Raw genomic sequence first — 17946 nt, forward strand, 5'->3', positions numbered from 1 at the left:
GATGGCGGGCCGCCCGGGGGATTAGCAGTACCGCGCCGCCCCGTGCCCCCTCCCGTCTGTCGGCCGAACGGCCAACGCCGTCGAGGCTGCCCCCGCCCGCTCACAACGCGCCCTCATGTCGCTCACATTGAGCAATCATGCGCAGCTCGTCCGGGTGACACGGATGTCACCATGGGGGAATGCATGTGGGCTTTCTCGGACCGCTGGAGGTCCGGAGCGGGGAGAAGTCCGTCGCCGTGGGCGGCATCCGGCTCCGCACCCTCCTCATCAGGCTGGCACTCGAATCGGGCAGGTCCGTCCCGGTCGGTTCGCTGGCGTCCGCACTGTGGCCCCAGGAGCCGCCGGCCGACCGCGGTCACGCCGTGCAGGCTCTCGTCAGCCGCCTGCGCAAGGCGCTGCCCGACGGGACTCCCCTGCGGTTCGCCGGCGGCGGCTACCGCCTGGACATCGCGCCGGACTCCGTGGACGCACTGCGGTTCGAGGTGCTCGCCCGTCGGGGCAGCCGCCTGCTCCAGGAGGACGATCCGCGGGCCGCCACCCGGGTCCTGGGCGAGGCGATCGGTCTGTGGCGGGGCGAGCCGCTCGCCGACATGGCCGATTCGGCGTACGCGCAGGGCACCGTCGTACGCCTGAGCGAACTCAAGCTCACCGCCCTAGAGGACCGCGCCGCAGCCGGCCTGTCGCTGCGCACCGAACTGCCCTGCATGATCGCCGAACTGGAGTCGCTGGTCTCGCTGCACCCGCACCGCGAGCGTCTGTGGTCGCTCCTGATTTGCGCCCTGCACGCGGACGGCCGGTCCGCCGAGGCGCTGGCCGCCTACGAACGCTGCCGGACCTGGCTCGCCGATCAGCTCGGCACCGACCCGTCGCCGGAACTGCAGGAGACCCATCTGCGTGTGCTGCGGGGGCAGGACGGCGCGGACCGGCGGCACGGGGCGCCCAGAGGCCTGCGCCGCGACAATCTGCGCGCGCAGCTCACCAGCTTCGTGGGGCGGTACGCGGAGACGCTGCGGCTCGGCAACCAGATGGCCGAACACCGCCTCGTCACGCTCGTGGGCACGGGCGGCACCGGAAAGACCCGCCTGGCCACCGCGCTCGCCGGCGAACTCGCGGACGGCACACCCGGCGGCGTATGGCTGGCCGAGCTGGCCGCGGTGACCGACGAGAGGGACGTGGCACCGGCCGTGCTGGCGGCGCTGGGCACCCGCGGCGTCAGCCTGTCCGACTCCGCCGACGGCACGGGCGACAGCACGGACCGGCTGATCGAGGTGGTCCCGGCCGCCGGCACACTGATCGTCCTCGACAACTGCGAGCACGTCATCGGGGCGGCCGCCCGGCTCGCCGACGAACTCCTCGCTCGCTGCCCGCGGTTGAGGATCCTCGCGACCAGCAGGGAGCCGCTCGGCATCCTGGGGGAATCGCTCTTCCCGGTGCCGCCGCTGGCCCTTCCCTCGCCGCTCTCCAGCGCCACGACCGTGGCCGCCTGTCCCGCCGTACAGCTCTTCAGCGACCGCGCGGCCGCCGTCCGTCCCGGTTTCACGGTCACGGCGGACAACGCCTCGGCCGTGGCCGACATCTGCCGCAGGCTCGACGGGCTCCCGCTGGCCATCGAGCTGGCCGCGGCCCGGCTGCGTACGCTCTCGGTGGAGCAGTTGGCCGCCCGCCTCGACGACCGCTTTCACGTCCTGACCGGCGGCAGCCGCACCGCCCGGCCCCGGCACCGGACACTGCGCGCCGTGGTCGCCTGGAGCTGGGATCTGCTCACCGACGACGAGCGGGGTCTCGCGGAGACGCTCTCGGTCTGCCCGGCCTCGATCACGCTGGAGACCGCGGAGGCCATGGCCGGGCTGGGCACCCGCACTCTCGACACACTCACCTCCCTCGTCGAGAAGTCGGTCGTGCAGGTCGTGGACGGTGGGGAGATGCGCTTCCGGATGCTGGAGACGATCCGCGCCTACGGTCTGGAACGCCTCGCCGACCGCGGTGCGGTGGAAGCGGCGCGGCGCGCCCACGCCCACTGCTTCCTCGCCCTGGCCGAAGCCGCGGAGCCGCACCTGCGGGGCGGCACGGAGCAGATCGGCCGGACCAGGGCGCTCACCGCCGACCGCGACAACCTCCTGGCCGCGCTGCATTTCGCCTACGAGCTGGGCGACGCCGACACCGCCGTCCGGCTCGGCGCCGCGCTCTCGTACTTCTGGACCCAGCGCGGCGAGTACGGCCAGGCGGTGCACCTGCTGCGGACCGCGCTGGAGGTGCCCGGAGAGACCGAGCCGCAGAAGCGGGCCGTCGCCGCGGCGGGGTGCCTGCTCAACGGCATCCTCTCCGGCGACCCGGTCAACGCCCTGGGCGTGCCGGTGGATCCATGGCTGGGCACGAACCGCGGGCCACAGGCCGGGGACCATCCCGCCGTCGCCCTGGTGACGCCGCTGCGTGCCTGGATCAGCGGCGACGTGGAGGAGGGGCTGCGGGCGATCGACCAGCAGCCCTCCCCGCCCGATCGGTGGACCCGGGCGATGCTGTGGCTCATCCGTTCCATGTTCAGCCTCAACGAGGGCAACCCGGAGCAGGGTTGTCGCGATCTGCGCTGGAGCGCACGGGAGTTCCGCGTCATCGGCGAGCGCTGGGGCCTGGCCACATCACTGACGTATCTGGCCGTGGGGCTGATGTCCCAAGGGAAGTACGGCGAGGCCGTGGCCGCGCTGACGGAGGCGATGGGCCCGGCCCGCGAGCTGGGCGGAGACGATCTGCAGCGGGTCTGGCTGGCCATCGCCCACCGGCACACCGGTCAGCGGGAGGCGGCCCGCGAGGAACTGCTGCGCGTCGTCGACAGCCCCTCCCCGGCGCCCCATCTGCGCATGGCGCGGTTGAACCTCGGTGACCTGGCGCGCCTGGAGGGCGATGTCGAGGAGGCGTCGAGACAGTACGCGCTGGCCCGCGAGACCTGCTCCACCGACACCTTCCACGACGTGGCCTTCCACACCCTGTACTGGACGGGCACCGCCCGGATCGCCCTCGCCCGGGACGACCTCGAGGGCAGCCACCGTGCGTTGCGCGAGGCTCTGGAACTGGCCGTCGACGCGGCCGACATGCTTCTCGTGGCGCTCGTCTGCGCCGCGGTGGCGCACTTGCTGCAGCGCTGTCGGGACCCCGAGTCGGCGGCGCTGCTGCTCGGCGTCTCGCACGCGCTGCGCGGTGCCTCCGAGGCGGGCAACCCCGACATCGCCCAGCTCGCGGCGGCCCTGACGGAGGATCTCGGCGAGGCGGCACACGCCCAGGCGTACGAAAGAGGGCGGTCCCTGGGGCGCGGCGACGCCGCCGAGCTGATCAGGGCCCGCCTCGACCAGGACAGTCTGCTCGAGTCCGCCCGACCGACACGAACCTGACGGTCGCGGTCGAGCCGTCACCCGCCGGCGCACGGCCACCAGAGCAATCGCGGACATGACACCACTCCATCCACTGTACAACGATGGGCCGGTGACCTGCCCTCACCGCTTGGAGCAACGATGGCGCCTGCCTGTGAACCGCTGCCGGTCCAGCTCGGAGCCCCGTCCACGGCAGACCCGCATGCCCGGTACGCCCGGCTCAGGGAGGCAGGACCAGTCCATCCCGCGCGCCTGCCGGACGGCACCGTCTGCTGGCTCGTCACCCGGTACGAGGAGGCCCGGAAGGCCCTCGCCCACCCCTGCCTGAGCACCGATCCCGCGCACGCCTCACCCAAGTACGAGCACCCGCCCTGGGAACACGGCCCCCCTCAGGCACTCCTCGCCGAGGCCGCCGGCCGGCACGTGCTGCACAGCGATCCGCCCGCGCACGACCGCCTGCGAAACCTGGTGAACCGCGCCTTCGGCACGCCGCGTTCGGCGTTCTGGCGTCGCGACGTCGAGCGGATCGTGGACGGCGCCTTGGCCCGGCTGGCGGGCCGCGACGAGCCGGAACTCCTGAGCGGGTTCGCCCTCCCCGTGGCGCTCGCGGTGATCTCCGAGGTGCTCGGTGTTCCGCACGCCCTGCGGGCCCGCCTGGAGGAATCCGCCGAGGCCCTGGTCACGGTGGGCGGGCGGCCCGCGACGCCCAACGCCGCGCGTGCCGCGGCCGGTGAGGTCATCCGGCTCATGACCGGCCTGTTCCGCGAGAAGCGCGCGGCGCCCGCGGACGACCTGCTCTCCGACCTCGCGTCCGCAGCCGACGAGGAGGGCGGGCCCCTCGACGAGGGCGATCTCATCGCGACCGCCTGCCTGCTGCTCTTCACCGGGTACGAGACCGTGGCCTATGCCCTGTGCAACAGCGTCATCAACCTGCTTGTCCGGCCCGACCAGTTGGCGGCCGCCCGCGCCTCCCCGGCGCTGCTCGCGTCCGCGATCGACGAGCTGCTGCGATTCGAGGGCCCGGGCGACTCCGCCGCCCTGCGCTACACCACCGCCTCGGTGCGGCTCGGCGACGTGGACATCCCCCGGGGCGAGTGCGTCCTGGTGTCGATCCAGTCGGCCAATCGCGACCGGTGCAGGTTCGCCGAACCCGAGCGGCTCGACATCTCCCGCGAGCCGGGCGACCACCTTGCTTTCGGCCACGGAATCCACCACTGCGTCGGAGCCCCCCTGGCCCGGCTCGAGATCGAGGTGGCGCTCCACCGGCTCCTCACGCGCTTCCCCGCCCTGCGCCTCGCGGTGGACGCCACCGAGCTGGAATGGCATCACCTCATGCCACTGCGCAGCGCACGCAGCCTTCCCGTACGCCTTTGAGCCACGAGACCCCAACACCATTGGTGTGCTTCCCGGTTGGGGTGTATACCTGGGGAGGGTATCCAGCAGGCAGGACCGAAAGGAATGGCATGTCCGTCGATCTCGGCACCACCCCCGAGGAATTCGCCAGCGACTTCTTCAACTCGTACGTGAAGGACGTCATCTTCGGGGGCGAGAATCCCGAGCAGAGCATCGACCGCTATTACACGCCGGACTTCGTACAGGTCACCGACGGCACCGAGACGGACCGGGCGGCACTCGCCGAGCACGCCCCCGCCGCGAGCCAGACCTTCGAGAGCGTCCAGTACACGGTGCGTGAGGCACTGCAGAGCGGCAACACCCTCGCCCTGCGCCTCACCTTCGACGGCTCCCTCAAAGCCGGCGGCGCCATCCAGATGGAGTACTACACGTTCGCGGAGCTCGCCGACGACCGCCGCTTCAAGCGGATCAACCAGATCACCCGCACGCTCAAGAACGACATGATGCCCTCCTGAACACGGCACCAGCCGGCAACCGGACGACGCCTCACGACGCACCCGGAGGGAACGCCGCGGTGGCGGACTGAGAGGCGGACCGGGTGCGGTACCCGCGCTCCCGCCTCGCGGCGCGTCCCCCGTACGGGCGGTAGTCCGCGCTGCCGCGGGAGTGCGGCGCCGCCCGGCACGGTCCGCCGCCGTCGAGACGGTCATCACCGGGACCACCCGGCCGCCGCAGCGCTCGCACTCGGGGGAACGACACGGGTCCGGGCGCACTCCGTGCGAGGGCTCTCGGCAAGCGGCATCGCATTCACGATCGCCGAGGGCGAGATCCTCGACATCGGTGCGCTCGGGGCGGTGCTCGACGCCGTCCGGGACCAGGATCCGGCCCGCACCGAGCGCGCCATGCGCGACCTGCTCGCCGAGTCCACCGAGGACACCGACCACCTCACCAACGCCTCGGAGGCAACCGGAACCCGATCCACCTGTTGACGCGTCCTGACGACCGACAACGAGTGGACGGAAAACGATGGCCGAACGGACGAAAGCGCGGGGCCGGTCGGCCTGGACGCGGGGGCGAGTGCTCGCCGGGGCGGCGGCACTGACGGCCGCCCTGACGCTGTTCCACGGGGCGGTCCCCAATGCGGTGGGCGGGCTGGGCAGTCTGCTGGAGTCGTTCCTGCCGTGGCTCGGCCTGGTCGTCGTGGTGCTGCTCGTCCTCGCGCTGGTGCGTCGTTCGGCCGTCGCGCTGGTGGCCCTGCTCCTGCCGGTGGCGGCCTGGACGTACCTGTTCGGCGCACTGCTCCTGCCCGCGCCGGAGCCCGGCGCCGCCGACCTGGTCGTGGTGCAGCACAACGTCAGCGACGAGAACGCCGACCCCTCGGGCACGGCCCGCGCCCTGGCCGGGACCGGAGCCGACCTCATAGCGCTCCAGGAGCTGGTGCCCCGGGACCTCGCCGTGTACGAGAGGACTCTCGCCCCGGAGTACCCGTACCGGACGGTTCAGGGCACGGTCGGGCTCTGGTCGAAGCGTCCGCTCACCGGTGCGCGGCCGCTCGACATCAAGCCCCGGGGCATCACGGACGAGTGGAATCGCGGGCTGCGGACCTCGGTGCGGACGCCGCACGGTGAGCTGGCCGTGTACGTCGCGCACCTGCCCTCGGTACGGGTCCGGGCGAGCGGCCTCGCCTCGTCCTGGCGGGACGAGAGCGCCGGCCTGCTGGGAGACGCCGTGGCGGCCGAGCGGCTGCCCCGGGTCGTCCTGCTGGGCGATCTCAACGGCACGGTCCACGACCGTGCGCTGGATCCGCTGACCACGCGTCTGAACGTCGCCGAACGGGGTGTCGCCCTCAGCTTCCCCGCCGCCTTCCCGCTGGCCCGCATCGACCAGGTCATGGCCCGCTCCGCGACCGTCGGCCACATCCGCACCCTCCCCGCCACCGGAAGCGATCACCTTCCGGTCGTCGCCCGGATCAGGATGGACTGAACGGGGCATACGCCGCACAGCCGGACGTAGCTGCCTCAATGAGACTGGAGAGCAAGCGGCTTGCGGGACTTGCGCTAGTCTTGCGTATGTGACGCGACGACTTGCTCAAGTAGCGAAGAAGGTTGGGGTCAGCGAGGCCACGGTCAGCCGGGTGCTCAACGACAAACCGGGGGTTTCCGAGGCGACCCGGCAGTCCGTGCTGAGCGCGTTGGACGTCCTGGGATACGAGCGGCCGACGCAGTTGCGGGGCGAGCGTGCGCGGCTGGTGGGGTTGGTGCTGCCCGAGTTGCAGAACCCGATCTTCCCCGCGTTCGCCGAGGTCATCGGCGGCGCCCTCGCCCAGCAGGGGCTGACGCCGGTGCTGTGCACCCAGACCCAGGGCGGCGTCTCGGAGGCCGACTACGTCGAACTGCTCCTACAGCAGCAGGTGTCGGGCGTGGTCTTCGCGGGCGGGCTGTTCGCCCAGGCGGACGCCCCGCACGACCACTACCGGCTGCTCGCGGAACGCAACATCCCGGTGGTGCTGATCAACGCCTCCATCGAGGATCTCGACTTCCCGTGCATCGCCTGCGACGACGCCGTGGCCGTCGAACAGTCCTGGCGGCACCTGGCCTCCCTCGGCCACGAGCGCATCGGTCTGGTGCTCGGCCCCACGGACCACATCCCCTCCCGCCGGAAGCTGGCCGCCGCACGGCAGGCGGCGCAGGCGGTGAACGCCGAGCTGCCCGAGAAGTTCGTCGAGCGCGCCATGTTCTCCCTGGAGGGCGGCCAGGCAGCCGCGTCACGCCTGCTGGAGCGCGGCGTGACGGGCGTCATCTGCGCCAGCGACCCCCTCGCCCTCGGCGCCGTCCGCGCCGCCCGCCGGCGCGGACTCCACGTACCCCGCGACGTGTCCGTCGTCGGCTACGACGACTCCGCCTTCATGACCTGCACCGAACCCCCGCTCACCACCGTCCGCCAGCCCATCGAGGCCATGGGACGCGCCGCCGTCGACCTGCTCTGCGCACAGATCCAGGGCACCGAAGTGCCCCACAGGGAGCTGCTCTTCGAGCCCGAGCTCGTCGTCCGCGGCTCCACCGCGCAGGCGGCCACCCGGTAGCGGCTCCGCCCCCTCTGGCGGACATCTTCGGCAGACTGTCGAGCAATTACGAAATCAGCGCGAGATATTGCGTCCACTTGTTCGCGGTGGTTGAGTGAGCGGCGCCCCACAACGCATCGGCGGTGGGGCGCCTTCCACGTTCATGCCCGAAGGGGACCACCCATGAGAAGTGCTCGGTTCCGCCGTACTCGCCGTGCCGGCGCCATCACGCTCGTCTCCGCTCTCACCCTGACCGCTCTGGCCGCCTGCGGCACGAGCAGCAGTGACGACGGCGGCGGTTCCGAAGGCGGCAGCGGGTCCTCCGACCCGGCTGCTCCGCTGGACCCGAAGACCAAGGTGACGATCACCATCGACTGCATGCCCCCGGCGGCGAAGGCGGCCGAGCTGAAGGAGTGGAAGGAGGACGTCAAGGCGTTCAACGAGAGGTACCCGAACGTCACCATCGACGGCCGCTCCACCCCGGGCCAGTGCCTGGAACCGCCGCGCTTCACGGCGATGCTCAAGGCCAAGTCCCAGCCCGACGTCTTCTACACGTACTTCACCGACCTGCCCCAGGTGCTGGACAACGACGGCGCCGAGGACATCACCGCGTACGTCAACGAGAAGACCGTGCCGGCCCTGAAGGACATCGATCCGAGCGTCCTCGGCTCGCTCGAACACGAGAACAAGCTCTACGGCCTGCCCGAGAGCAACTACACGATGGGCCTGTTGATCAACCGCAAGCTCTTCGAGCAGGCCGGCCTCGACCCGGACTCCCCGCCGCGCACCTGGGACGAGGTCCGCACCGCCGCCAGGAAGATCTCCGGCCTCGGCGAAGGGATCGCCGGCTTCGGCGAGTACAGCGCGGGCAACACCGGCGGCTGGCACTTCACCGCACAGATGTACAGCCTCGGCGGCGAGGTCGTGGACGCGAGCGGCAAGAAGGCGGCGTTCGACGACGAGCTGGGCAAGCAGGTCGCCGAGAACCTCCACGCCATGCGCTGGGAGGACGAGAGCATGGGCAAGACCCAGCTCCTCAAGTGGGGCGACCTGCAGAAGCAGATCGCCACCGACAAGCTCGGCATGTTCCTCGCCGCGCCCGACGACATCACGTACATGGTGCAGCAACTCGGCGCCGACTACGAGAACTTCGGCATGGGCCCGATCCCGGGCGAGAAGAACACCCTCGCCGGCGGCAACGGCTACATGATCAAGGAAGGGATCTCCCCCGACAAGATCAAGGCGGCCGTCGCCTGGCTGAACTTCAAGAACCTCACCGTCGGCCGGGGACAGTTCGACTGGGCCCGCAAGAAGAAGGACGACCTGCCGGTCGGCCTCCCGCAGCCGAACTTCTGGCTCAACGAGTCGAAGCGGAGGGACGACGCGGCCCGGATCGAGCACGCCACCATGCCGGTCGAGAACTTCAAGACGTTCATGGACAACCCGGTCCCGGGCAAGGCCGAGCCGCCGAAGGCCCAGGAGGTCTACAAGGTCCTGGACAACGTGATGTCCGGCATCCTCACCAACGAGGACGCCGACGTCGGCCAACTGCTCTCCACCGCCGAGCAGCAGGTCGACCAGGTTCTGGCCACGCAGTGACCGGCTCCCCCGGGGGGCGGGCCGCACCGCCCCCCGGGGCCCATGAGATCAGTCCCGAGGAGCGACGATGTCGGCCCCCAGCCTGACCCCGAGCAAAGCGGGGAGACCCCGCCACTCCCAGCCGCCGCCGGCCGGCCCGCCCTCGCCCGGCGGGTCCTTCGGCAGGAGCCTGAAGCGCAATCTCACCGCGCACGGCTTCCTGATCGGAGCGGTTCTCTGTTTCGCGTTCTTCTCCTGGTACCCCATGGTCCGGGAGTTCTTCCTCGCCTTCCAGAAGACGGATCAGGGCGAGGTCTCCTGGGTCGGCCTGGACAACCTGCGCACGGTCTTCAACGACCCGGCCTTCTGGCAGGCCTGGCGCAACACGCTGCTGTTCACCGTGCTGGCCCTCGTCTTCGGCTTCGCCGTGCCGTTCGTGGTCGCCCTCGTCATCAACGAACTGAGGCACGGCAAGGGATATCTGCGACTGCTGGTGTATCTGCCGGTGATGCTGCCCCCGGTCGCCGCCGTGCTGCTCTTCAAGTACCTGTACGACCCCGGCTACGGTCTGCTCAACGAGTTGTTCGGCTCGGTCGGGCTGCCCGAGCAGCAGTGGCTGCAGGATCCCGACCTCTCCATGCTCTCCGTGGTCATCGCCTCGACCTGGATGAACATGGGCGGCGCGGCCCTGATCTACCTCGCGGCGCTCCAGGGCATACCCGGTGAGCTGTACGAGGCGGCGGAACTCGACGGCGCCGGACTGCTGCGCAAGATCTGGCACGTGACGATCCCGCAGACGCGGCTCATCCTCTCGCTGATGCTGCTCATGCAGATCATCGCCACCATGCAGGTCTTCGTGGAGCCCTTCCTGCTCACCGGCGGTGCCGGCCCCGAGGGCTCGACCACCACCGTCGTCTACCTGATCTACCAGTACGCCTTCAACTTCAACGACTACGGTGCCGCGGCGGCCCTCGGCCTGCTGCTCCTCGTGCTCCTCGCCGGATTCTCGGCGGCGTACGTGAAGCTCAGCCGCGCCGAGGACGAATAGGCCGGGGGAAACCACAGATGTCCACACGCACGCTCATCTCGCCGGCGCAGCTCGCCAGGCCCCGCGGCAAGGCCCTGTACTGGGTGACGTTCGGCGGCGTCGTCACGCTGTTCACCGTGGTCTTCCTCGGCCCGATGTACTGGATGGTCTCCAGCGGGTTCAAGGACACCCAGGAAGTCGTCCGGACACCTCCGACGCTGGTTCCCGAGTCGTTCGAACCCGACAACTACTCGCAGGCCTGGAACGTCATGGACCTGGCCGGCCTGCTGGGGAACACGCTGTACTACGCGTTCGGCGCACTGGCCTTCCAACTGGTCCTCGACGTGGCGGCGGCGTACTCGCTGTCCAAGCTCCGCCCGGTCTTCGGCAAGGCCGTCCTGGGCATGATGCTGGCGACGCTGATGATCCCGGCGACGGTGCTGGTCGTGCCGCAGTACCTGACGGTGCTCGACGTGCCGGTCTTCGAACGCAACCTGCTCAACACGCCGTGGGCGATCTGGCTGCCCTCGGTGACCAACGCCTTCAACATCTTCCTGCTCAAGCGGTTCTTCGACTCGATCCCGAGGGAGCTGCTCGACGCGGCGTCCATGGACGGCGCCTCTGCGGTGCGCACCCTCTGGTCGATCGTCCTGCCCATCTCGCGGCCGATCCTCGGCGTGGTGTCCATCTTCGCGATCGTGGGCGTCTGGAAGGACTTCCTCTGGCCCATGCTGACGCTGCCCGACCCCGCCAAGCAGACGCTGAACGTCGGCATCTACTCCCTGTCCAACGGCGTGCCCGTCAACGTGCTGATCGCCGCGCTCACCATGGCCTCGCTGCCGACCCTGATCATCTTCCTGATCTTCCAGCGCCACATCATGAGCGGACTCACCGCCGGCGGCCTCAAGGGCTGAGGCCCGACCGGCTCGTCCCCGTCAACCTTCGCCGCCGGCCCGTCCGACGCCCCGCCCTGTCCGGGCCGGCGGCGAAGATCCTCCCTGCCCGAAAGGACCCTCACGTGGCAGCCCCCAACTCGCACCGCACCGACGACTGGTGGCGCGACGCCGTCATCTACCAGGTGTACCCCCGCAGTTTCGCCGACGGCGACGGCGACGGAACCGGTGACCTCGCGGGCGTCCGGGCGAGACTGCCGTACCTCGCCGAACTCGGGGTCGACGCCGTCTGGTTCACCCCCTGGTACCTCTCGCCGCTCGTCGACGGCGGCTACGACGTCGCCGACTACCGCACGATCGACCCGGCCTTCGGCACCCTCGGCGAGGCCGAGAAGCTGATCGCCGAGGCACGGGAGCTGGGCATCCGCACCCTCGTCGACATCGTCCCCAACCACGTCTCGGACCGGCACGCCTGGTTCCGGGCGGCGCTGGCCGCCGGTCCGGGCAGCGCGGAGCGGGAGCGCTTCCACTTCCGCCCCGGGCGCGGGGCGAACGGCGAACTCCCGCCCAACAACTGGCCCTCCCAGTTCTCCGGCCGTACCTGGACCCGGGTCCCGGACGGCGAGTGGTACCTCCACCTCTTCACCCCCGAGCAGCCCGACCTCAACTGGGCCCACCGCGAGGTGCGCCGGGAGCACGAGGACGTGCTGCGCTTCTGGTTCGACCGCGGTGTCGCGGGCGTGCGCATCGACTCCGCCGCCCTGCTCGCCAAGGACCCGGCGCTCGCGGACTTCGAGGAGGGCGTCGACCCGCACCCGTACATCGACCAGGACGAGCTGCACGACATCTACCGCTCCTGGCGGGCCGTCGCCGACGAGTACGGGGCCGTGTTCGTGGGCGAGGTGTGGCTGCCCGACGCGGAACGCTTCGCCCGTTACCTGCGGCCCGACGAACTGCACACCGCCTTCAACTTCAACCTCCTGTCCTGCCCCTGGGACGCGGACCGGTTGCGCCGCACCATCGACGACACGCTGGCCGAGCACGCCCCCGTCGGCGCCCCCGCCACCTGGGTGCTCTGCAACCACGACGTGACCCGCACCGTCACCCGGTACGGCCGCGAGGACACCGGCTTCGACTTCGCCAAGAAGGCCTTCGCCACCCCGACCGACCTGGCCCTCGGGACCAGGCGCGCCCGGGCCGCCGCGCTGCTGACGCTGGCCCTGCCCGGATCGGTCTACCTGTACCAGGGGGAGGAACTCGGGCTGCCCGAGGCGGACGTCCCGCTGGACCGGATCCAGGACCCGATGCACTTCCGCTCCGGGGGCACCGATCCCGGCCGGGACGGCTGCCGGGTGCCGCTGCCGTGGTCGGCCGACGCCCCGTACTGCGGTTTCGGCTCCGAGACGGAGCCCTGGCTGCCACAGCCGGCTCACTGGTCGGCGTACGCCGCGGACCGCCAGAGCGCCGACCCGGAGTCGATGCTCACGCTGTACCGCGAGGCACTGTCCCTGCGGCGCTCCACCGACGGTTTCGGTGACGGCCCCATGCGCTGGCTGCCCGCGCCGCGGGGCGTCCTCGCGTTCCAGCGCGCGGGCGGTCCGGTCTGTGTCGTCAACCTGTCCGCCGGACCGGTCGATCTGCCGGCACACGGCACGCTCCTGCTGCGCAGCGGGCCGCTCGACGCGGACGGCCGGCTGCCGCGGGACACGGCGGTGTGGCTGGGCGCCTGAGGCGATCTGGGCGGCGGTGCCCCGGCCGGTGGAGCCACCGACCGGGGCACCGCCGTCGCCGCTCGCCCCGAGGCAGGGCAGAATCGGGGGCAGGAGGCCGTGGGAGGAGGCGACGCGTGCGGGAACGACCGTGGCTGCGCGGGGTGCGCCTGATTCCCGACCCCCTCGTCGGCGGCCGCCGTACGCTCAAGGCCGCCCTGCGCCCGGTGACCGAGGCGGTGCGCGCCCGGCGCCGGCTGGCGTGGCTGAACGAGGCCGGGGTGCGCATCGGGACGACGCTGGATCTGCGGCGCACCGCCGAGGAACTGGCCGGCTTCACCGTGCCCGAACTCACCGACGGATGCGCGGTGGACCTGCTGGAGTCGGTACTGCGGTTCCAGGAGGGCGACCACTTCGAGGGGGAGACGGGGACCCCCGAGCTGAGGGCGATGGCGGTCTGCGAGATCCCCGGGCTGGACCTCGCTCCGGACCCGGTGGGCGAGGTGTCGCTCTACACCGCTGACCGGCTGGTACGCACGTGCCTGACCACCCGGAAGCCGGTTCTGATCGCCCGGATGGAGCCGTCCGACTTCCACGCCGTCGCGCCCACCCCCGAGGCGGCCCGTCTGATGCGGCGCGCGGGCGTGCACTCGTACCTCGCGGTGCCGCTGATCGCCCGGGGAGTGCTGCTGGGCCTGGCCGACTTCGTCCGGGCCGGCAGCCGGACCCCGTTCACCCGGGCCGACGTGGCACTGGCCATGGAGCTGGCGTCCAGGGCGGCCGTGTCCATCGACAACGCCCGGCTCTACGGGCGCGAGCGCGAGCACGTGGTCACACTGCAGCGGGCCCTGCTCCCCCGGTCCAGCCCGAGTACCCCAGGCCTCGACGTGTCCTCGTGCTACGACCCGGCCGTCGATCCGGCGGCCGTGGGCGGCGACTGGTTCGACGTCGTCGCGCTGCCCAGCGGCCGTACCGCGCTGATGGTGGGCGACGTGATGGGGCGCGGCCTGGCCGCCGCCGCGACCATGGGCCGGCTGCGGACGGTGGCCCGGACCCTGATGGCGCTCGACATCGCGCCCGAGCGGCTGCTGGCCCGGCTGGACCTGGCCGCCCGCGACCTGGAGGAGGACCAGGTCGCCACCTGTCTGTGCGCGGTCTACGACCCGTACGGCAGCACCTTCCGCATCGCCAGCGCCGGTCACCCGCCGCCGCTGCTGACCGGTCCCGACGGCACCGCCTCGTTCCTGGACGTGCCCGCCGGGGCTCCGCTGGGGGCCGGGGTGATCCCGTACGACCCGGTCGACTGCCCGGTGCCCGAGCGGGGCCGGCTGACGCTGTACACGGACGGTCTGATCCGGTCGCGCACCGGCGACCTCGCCACCCAGATGGAGCGGCTGCGCGAGGCGGTCGGTGACGGTGTGCCCGGGGACGGCACGGTGTGCCGGTCGGTCACCGAGCGGGTCGGCGGTGACCGGTCCGACGACGCGATCGTCCTGATCGCGGGCGCCCGGCCGCTCGGTCCGGAGGGTGAGGTGTACGTACGGACGCTGCCGCCGGACGGCAAGGCCGCGGGGCAGGCGCGGACCGCGGTGCGCGAGCAGTTGGTGAAGTGGGGCCTGGACGACCTGGTCGACTCGACGGAGCTGGTGGTCAGCGAGCTGGTCGGCAATGCCCTGCGGTACGGGAACGCCCCCGGTGAGCTGCGGCTGCTGCGGCACGAGCGGCTTTCGGTGGAGGTCTCGGACTCCGGCCCGGACCTGCCGCAGATCCAGCACGCGGACGTGAGCGACGAGAGCGGGCGCGGGCTCCAGCTCATCAACATGCTGTGCCGGCGCTGGGGCTCGTGCCGCACCCCGCGGGGGAAGGTCGTCTGGGCCGAGCAGGACCTGCCCGTGCGGGCCGGTCCGGCGGGTTCCCCGTAGCCCGCGCCGGTCCGGCCCGCTCGCACCGGCCCCCCTACGCCGCCCGTTCGGCCTTCGCCGGGGTCCGCCGTCCGAAGCGGGTGCGGTGGAGCTGGGCGTAGCGGCCGTCGGCGGCGAGGAGTTCGTCGTGGGTGCCGCGTTCCACGATGCGGCCGGCCTCCACCACCAGGATCTGGTCGGCCGCCCGGACCGTGGACAGCCGGTGCGCGATCACCAGGGCGGTCCTGCCTTCCAGTGCCTCCGTGAGGGCCTCCTGGACGGCCGCCTCGGAGGTGTTGTCGAGGTGGGCGGTGGCCTCGTCGAGGATGACGACGCGCTGGCGGGCCAGCAGCAGCCGGGCGATGGTCATGCGCTGGCGTTCACCGCCCGAGAGCCGGTAGCCGCGTTCGCCGACCACGGTGTCGAGGCCGTCGGGCAGGGACCGTACGAGGTCGGTCAGGCGGGCCCGGCGCAGCGCGTCCCACAGTTCGGTGTCGGTGGCACCGGGCCGCGCCAGCAGCAGGTTGGCGCGGACCGTGTCGTGGAAGAGGTGGCCGTCCTGGGTGACCATGCCGACGGTGTCGCGCAGTGACCGGGCGTCCAGGTCGCGGACGTCGACGCCGCCGACGCGGACGGTGCCGCCGTCGGCGTCGTACAGGCGTGGCAGCAGCCCGGCGATGGTCGACTTGCCGGCGCCGGAGGACCCGACGAGCGCGATCGTCTGGCCGGGTTCGGCGCGGAAGGAGAGGCCGTGCAGGACTTCCTCGCCGCCCCGGGTGTCCAGGGTGGCGACCTCTTCGAGGGAGGCCAGGGAGACCTTGTCGGCGGAGGGGTAGCCGAAGCGGACGTCGTCGAACTCCACGGCGACGGGACCGTCGGGGACCGGGCGGGCGTCGGGCTTCTCGTCGATGAGCGGGGCCAGGTCCAGCACCTCGAAGACCCGCTCGAAGCTGACCAGGGCGCTCATGACCTCCACGCGGGCCCCGGCGAGCGCGGTGAGCGGCGCGTACAGCCGGGTCAGGAGCAGCGCGAGCGCCACGACGGCGCCCGGGTCCAGGGTGCCGCGCAAGGCGAACCAGCCGCCGAGGCCGTAGACGAGGGCCAGGGCGAGGGCGGAGACGAGGGTGAGCGCGGTGATGAAGGCCGCCTGGGCGGTGGCGGTGCGCACGCCGATGTCGGCGACGCGACGGGCGCGGTCGGCGAACTCGGCCGACTCGTCCTCCGGGCGGCCGAACAGCTTGATCAGTGTGGCGCCGGGGGCCGAGAACCGTTCGGTCATGCGGGTGCCCATGGCGGCGTTCAGGGTGGCGGCCTCGCGCTGCATGCGGGCCATGCGGCGGCCCATGTGCCGGGCCGGGAGCACGAACACCGGGAGGAGCACCAGCGCGAGCAGGGTGATCTGCCAGGACAGGGTGAGCATGACGGCGAGGGTGAGCAGCAGCGTGACCAGGTTGCTGACCACACCCGACAGGGTGTTGCTGAAGGCCCGTTGGGCGCCGATGACGTCGTTGTTGAGTCGGGAGACCAGCGCTCCCGTACGGGTACGTGTGAAGAACGCGACCGGCATGCGCTGCACATGATCGAACACAGCCGTGCGCAGATCCAGGATGAGTCCCTCCCCGAGCGTCGCCGAGAGCCTGCGGGAGAGGATGCCGAGCACCGCCTCGGTGACCGCGATGAGCGCGATCAGCAGGGCGAGGCGTACGACAGTCGCCTCGTCGTCGCCCGACACGATCGCGTTCACGACGTTGCCGGCCAGGACGGGCGTGGCGACGGCGAGCAGCGCCGTCACCACCCCGAGCAGGACGAACCGGGTGAGGCGGCGGCGGTGCGGGCGGGCGAACGCGCCGATGCGGCGCAGCGTCGCGCGGGCGAGGGGCCTGCGCTCCTGTTCGGCGTTCATGACGCTGTGCAGTTGGGTCCAGGCCGTGGTCTCCATGCTCATGCGAGTGACGGTAGAACCTCAATCATCCTTGAGGTCAAGGGGCGGCCGCCTGCCGTCCGTAAGCCCCCGTCCGCGCGTCGGACATCCGTAGTTGGCGCGGGAGGGGGAATCTCTTGCGATGTGACAGAGGTACGACTCCCCGAGCGGCCCGTCGCCGGCCGCGTCCCCGTCCGCCGCGACGGCCGTGCCCACCTGGTCCGGCGGGTCTTGTGCGTGCTTCCGCTGCTGCTGGTCACCGTGGTCGCGGTGCGGCACCGGTCCGTGCTCGCCGAGGGTTTCGGTCACCTCGCCACCGCTCGGTGGCCCTGGTTGCTGGCCGCGGCCTGCGCGACCTGTCTGACCTGGGTCGCGGCGGCCTGTACCCGGCAGGGCGCCGTGGTGGAGCGGCTGCCGCGGCGGCGGTTGCTCGCCACGCAGTTCGCGGCGGGCGCGGCCAACCACCTGCTGCCGACGGGGCTGGGCGCGAGCGCGGTCAACCTGCGGTTCATGACGGTGTGCGGGCTGCCGCTCGCCCGTTCCTCGGCGGCTCTCGCCCTGTACCTGCTGGCGGAGAGCGTCGGCCGCGTCGCCCTGCTGGGCGTCCTGCTGATCGCGTTTCCCGACGCCCTGCGGCTCGGCACGCTGCTGCCCGAGGGGGCCGTGGGGCCGTTGCTGGTCGTGGCGGGCGCGGTGCCGGTCGTGGCGGCGGGCGTGCTCGTGCTGGCGCCACGGCTGCGTGGGGCGCTGGTCGCCTTCCTGCGGACGGCGCTCGGCGAGGCCCGCGCGGTGCACGCCCTCCCGGCGCGGGCGCTGGCGCTGTGGGGCGGCGCGTTCGCCTTCCCCGCGCTGCAGGCGGCGGTGCTGGTCCTGGTGGGGCGGGCGCTGGGGTTGCCGGTGCCGGCCGGGCACATGGCGGTGGCGTATCTGGCGGCGACGATCGCGGTCGCGCTGGTGCCCACGCCGGGCGGCATCGGTTCGGTCGAGGCGGCGCTGGTCGTGGCGCTGGTGGCGGTGGGCGGCCCGGCGGCCGTGGCCACGGCGGTGGTGCTCGCGTTCCGGCTCATGACCGTCTGGCTGCCGCTGCTGCCGGGGGCGCTGACACTGGCGGCGCTCGTACGGACGCGGGTGATCTGAGGGC

At 71.9% G+C, this 17946-nt stretch carries 13 protein-coding genes; 12 read left to right on the forward strand and 1 reads right to left on the reverse strand.

Going from position 1 to position 17946, the window contains the following annotated elements:
• The first annotated feature begins 179 nt into the window (after positions 1–179).
• The 11 genes from B1H29_RS04945 (at position 180) to B1H29_RS04995 (ending at position 14905) form a co-directional block, all read left to right on the forward strand.
• Positions 180–3383, forward strand: a complete 3204-nt coding sequence (locus tag B1H29_RS04945) for a BTAD domain-containing putative transcriptional regulator (RefSeq protein WP_079160033.1) — start codon at positions 180–182, stop codon at positions 3381–3383.
• Between the two features lie 120 nt (positions 3384–3503).
• Positions 3504–4736 carry a cytochrome P450 family protein gene (locus B1H29_RS04950; RefSeq protein ID WP_055419043.1) on the forward strand — a complete coding sequence of 411 codons (1233 nt, stop codon included), beginning with the start codon at positions 3504–3506 and terminating at the stop codon, positions 4734–4736.
• A gap of 89 nt (positions 4737–4825) precedes the next feature.
• Positions 4826–5230, forward strand: coding sequence for a nuclear transport factor 2 family protein (locus B1H29_RS04955; protein WP_055419044.1), 405 nt, complete (start codon positions 4826–4828; stop codon positions 5228–5230).
• 261 nt (positions 5231–5491) lie between these two features.
• Entirely contained in the window at positions 5492–5704 is a 213-nt protein-coding gene (locus B1H29_RS38775) for a hypothetical protein (protein ID WP_055419045.1), read from the forward strand.
• A gap of 37 nt (positions 5705–5741) precedes the next feature.
• Positions 5742–6698 carry an endonuclease/exonuclease/phosphatase family protein gene (locus B1H29_RS04965; RefSeq protein ID WP_167392510.1) on the forward strand — a complete coding sequence of 319 codons (957 nt, stop codon included), beginning with the start codon at positions 5742–5744 and terminating at the stop codon, positions 6696–6698.
• Positions 6699–6786: 88 nt separating this feature from the next.
• Positions 6787–7797 carry a LacI family DNA-binding transcriptional regulator gene (locus B1H29_RS04970; RefSeq protein ID WP_055419047.1) on the forward strand — a complete coding sequence of 337 codons (1011 nt, stop codon included), beginning with the start codon at positions 6787–6789 and terminating at the stop codon, positions 7795–7797.
• A 162-nt stretch (positions 7798–7959) separates the two neighbouring features.
• Entirely contained in the window at positions 7960–9375 is a 1416-nt protein-coding gene (locus B1H29_RS04975) for an ABC transporter substrate-binding protein (protein WP_055419048.1), read from the forward strand.
• A 67-nt stretch (positions 9376–9442) separates the two neighbouring features.
• A complete protein-coding gene (locus B1H29_RS04980) occupies positions 9443–10402 on the forward strand; it encodes a carbohydrate ABC transporter permease (protein ID WP_055419049.1) in 960 nt (319 codons plus the stop codon).
• Positions 10403–10419: 17 nt separating this feature from the next.
• Positions 10420–11295 (forward strand): carbohydrate ABC transporter permease, encoded by an 876-nt coding sequence (locus B1H29_RS04985; RefSeq protein WP_055419050.1) that lies wholly within the window; start codon positions 10420–10422, stop codon positions 11293–11295.
• A gap of 104 nt (positions 11296–11399) precedes the next feature.
• Positions 11400–13004, forward strand: a complete 1605-nt coding sequence (locus B1H29_RS04990; RefSeq protein WP_055419051.1) for a glycoside hydrolase family 13 protein — start codon at positions 11400–11402, stop codon at positions 13002–13004.
• A 116-nt stretch (positions 13005–13120) separates the two neighbouring features.
• Positions 13121–14905, forward strand: a complete 1785-nt coding sequence (locus B1H29_RS04995) for an ATP-binding SpoIIE family protein phosphatase (protein WP_055419052.1) — start codon at positions 13121–13123, stop codon at positions 14903–14905.
• A gap of 34 nt (positions 14906–14939) precedes the next feature.
• Here the strand turns inward: B1H29_RS04995 and B1H29_RS05000 are convergent, their stop codons facing one another.
• Positions 14940–16823, reverse strand: a complete 1884-nt coding sequence (locus tag B1H29_RS05000) for an ABC transporter ATP-binding protein (protein ID WP_079160035.1) — start codon at positions 16821–16823, stop codon at positions 14940–14942.
• Positions 16824–17042: 219 nt separating this feature from the next.
• Between B1H29_RS05000 and B1H29_RS05005 the strand changes: the two genes are divergently transcribed.
• On the forward strand, positions 17043–17942 hold the full coding sequence (locus B1H29_RS05005; protein WP_055419918.1) for a lysylphosphatidylglycerol synthase transmembrane domain-containing protein: 900 nt from the start codon (positions 17043–17045) through the stop codon (positions 17940–17942).
• The last annotated feature ends 4 nt before the right edge of the window (positions 17943–17946 follow it).

Source organism: Streptomyces pactum (assembly GCF_002005225.1).
Taxonomy (GTDB): domain Bacteria; phylum Actinomycetota; class Actinomycetes; order Streptomycetales; family Streptomycetaceae; genus Streptomyces; species Streptomyces pactum_A.

What these genes read in the sequence shown, in the direction of transcription:
- B1H29_RS04945 (WP_079160033.1), top strand. Translation starts at nt 180, where the DNA reads ATGCATGTGGGCTTTCTCGGACCGCTGGAGGTCCGGAGCGGGGAGAAG.
- B1H29_RS04955 (WP_055419044.1), top strand. Translation starts at nt 4,826, where the DNA reads ATGTCCGTCGATCTCGGCACCACCCCCGAGGAATTCGCCAGCGACTTC.
- B1H29_RS05000 (WP_079160035.1), bottom strand. Translation starts at nt 16,823, where the DNA reads ATGGAGACCACGGCCTGGACCCAACTGCACAGCGTCATGAACGCCGAA.
- B1H29_RS04985 (WP_055419050.1), top strand. Translation starts at nt 10,420, where the DNA reads ATGTCCACACGCACGCTCATCTCGCCGGCGCAGCTCGCCAGGCCCCGC.
- B1H29_RS04965 (WP_167392510.1), top strand. Translation starts at nt 5,742, where the DNA reads ATGGCCGAACGGACGAAAGCGCGGGGCCGGTCGGCCTGGACGCGGGGG.
- B1H29_RS04980 (WP_055419049.1), top strand. Translation starts at nt 9,443, where the DNA reads ATGTCGGCCCCCAGCCTGACCCCGAGCAAAGCGGGGAGACCCCGCCAC.
- B1H29_RS04975 (WP_055419048.1), top strand. Translation starts at nt 7,960, where the DNA reads ATGAGAAGTGCTCGGTTCCGCCGTACTCGCCGTGCCGGCGCCATCACG.
- B1H29_RS04950 (WP_055419043.1), top strand. Translation starts at nt 3,504, where the DNA reads ATGGCGCCTGCCTGTGAACCGCTGCCGGTCCAGCTCGGAGCCCCGTCC.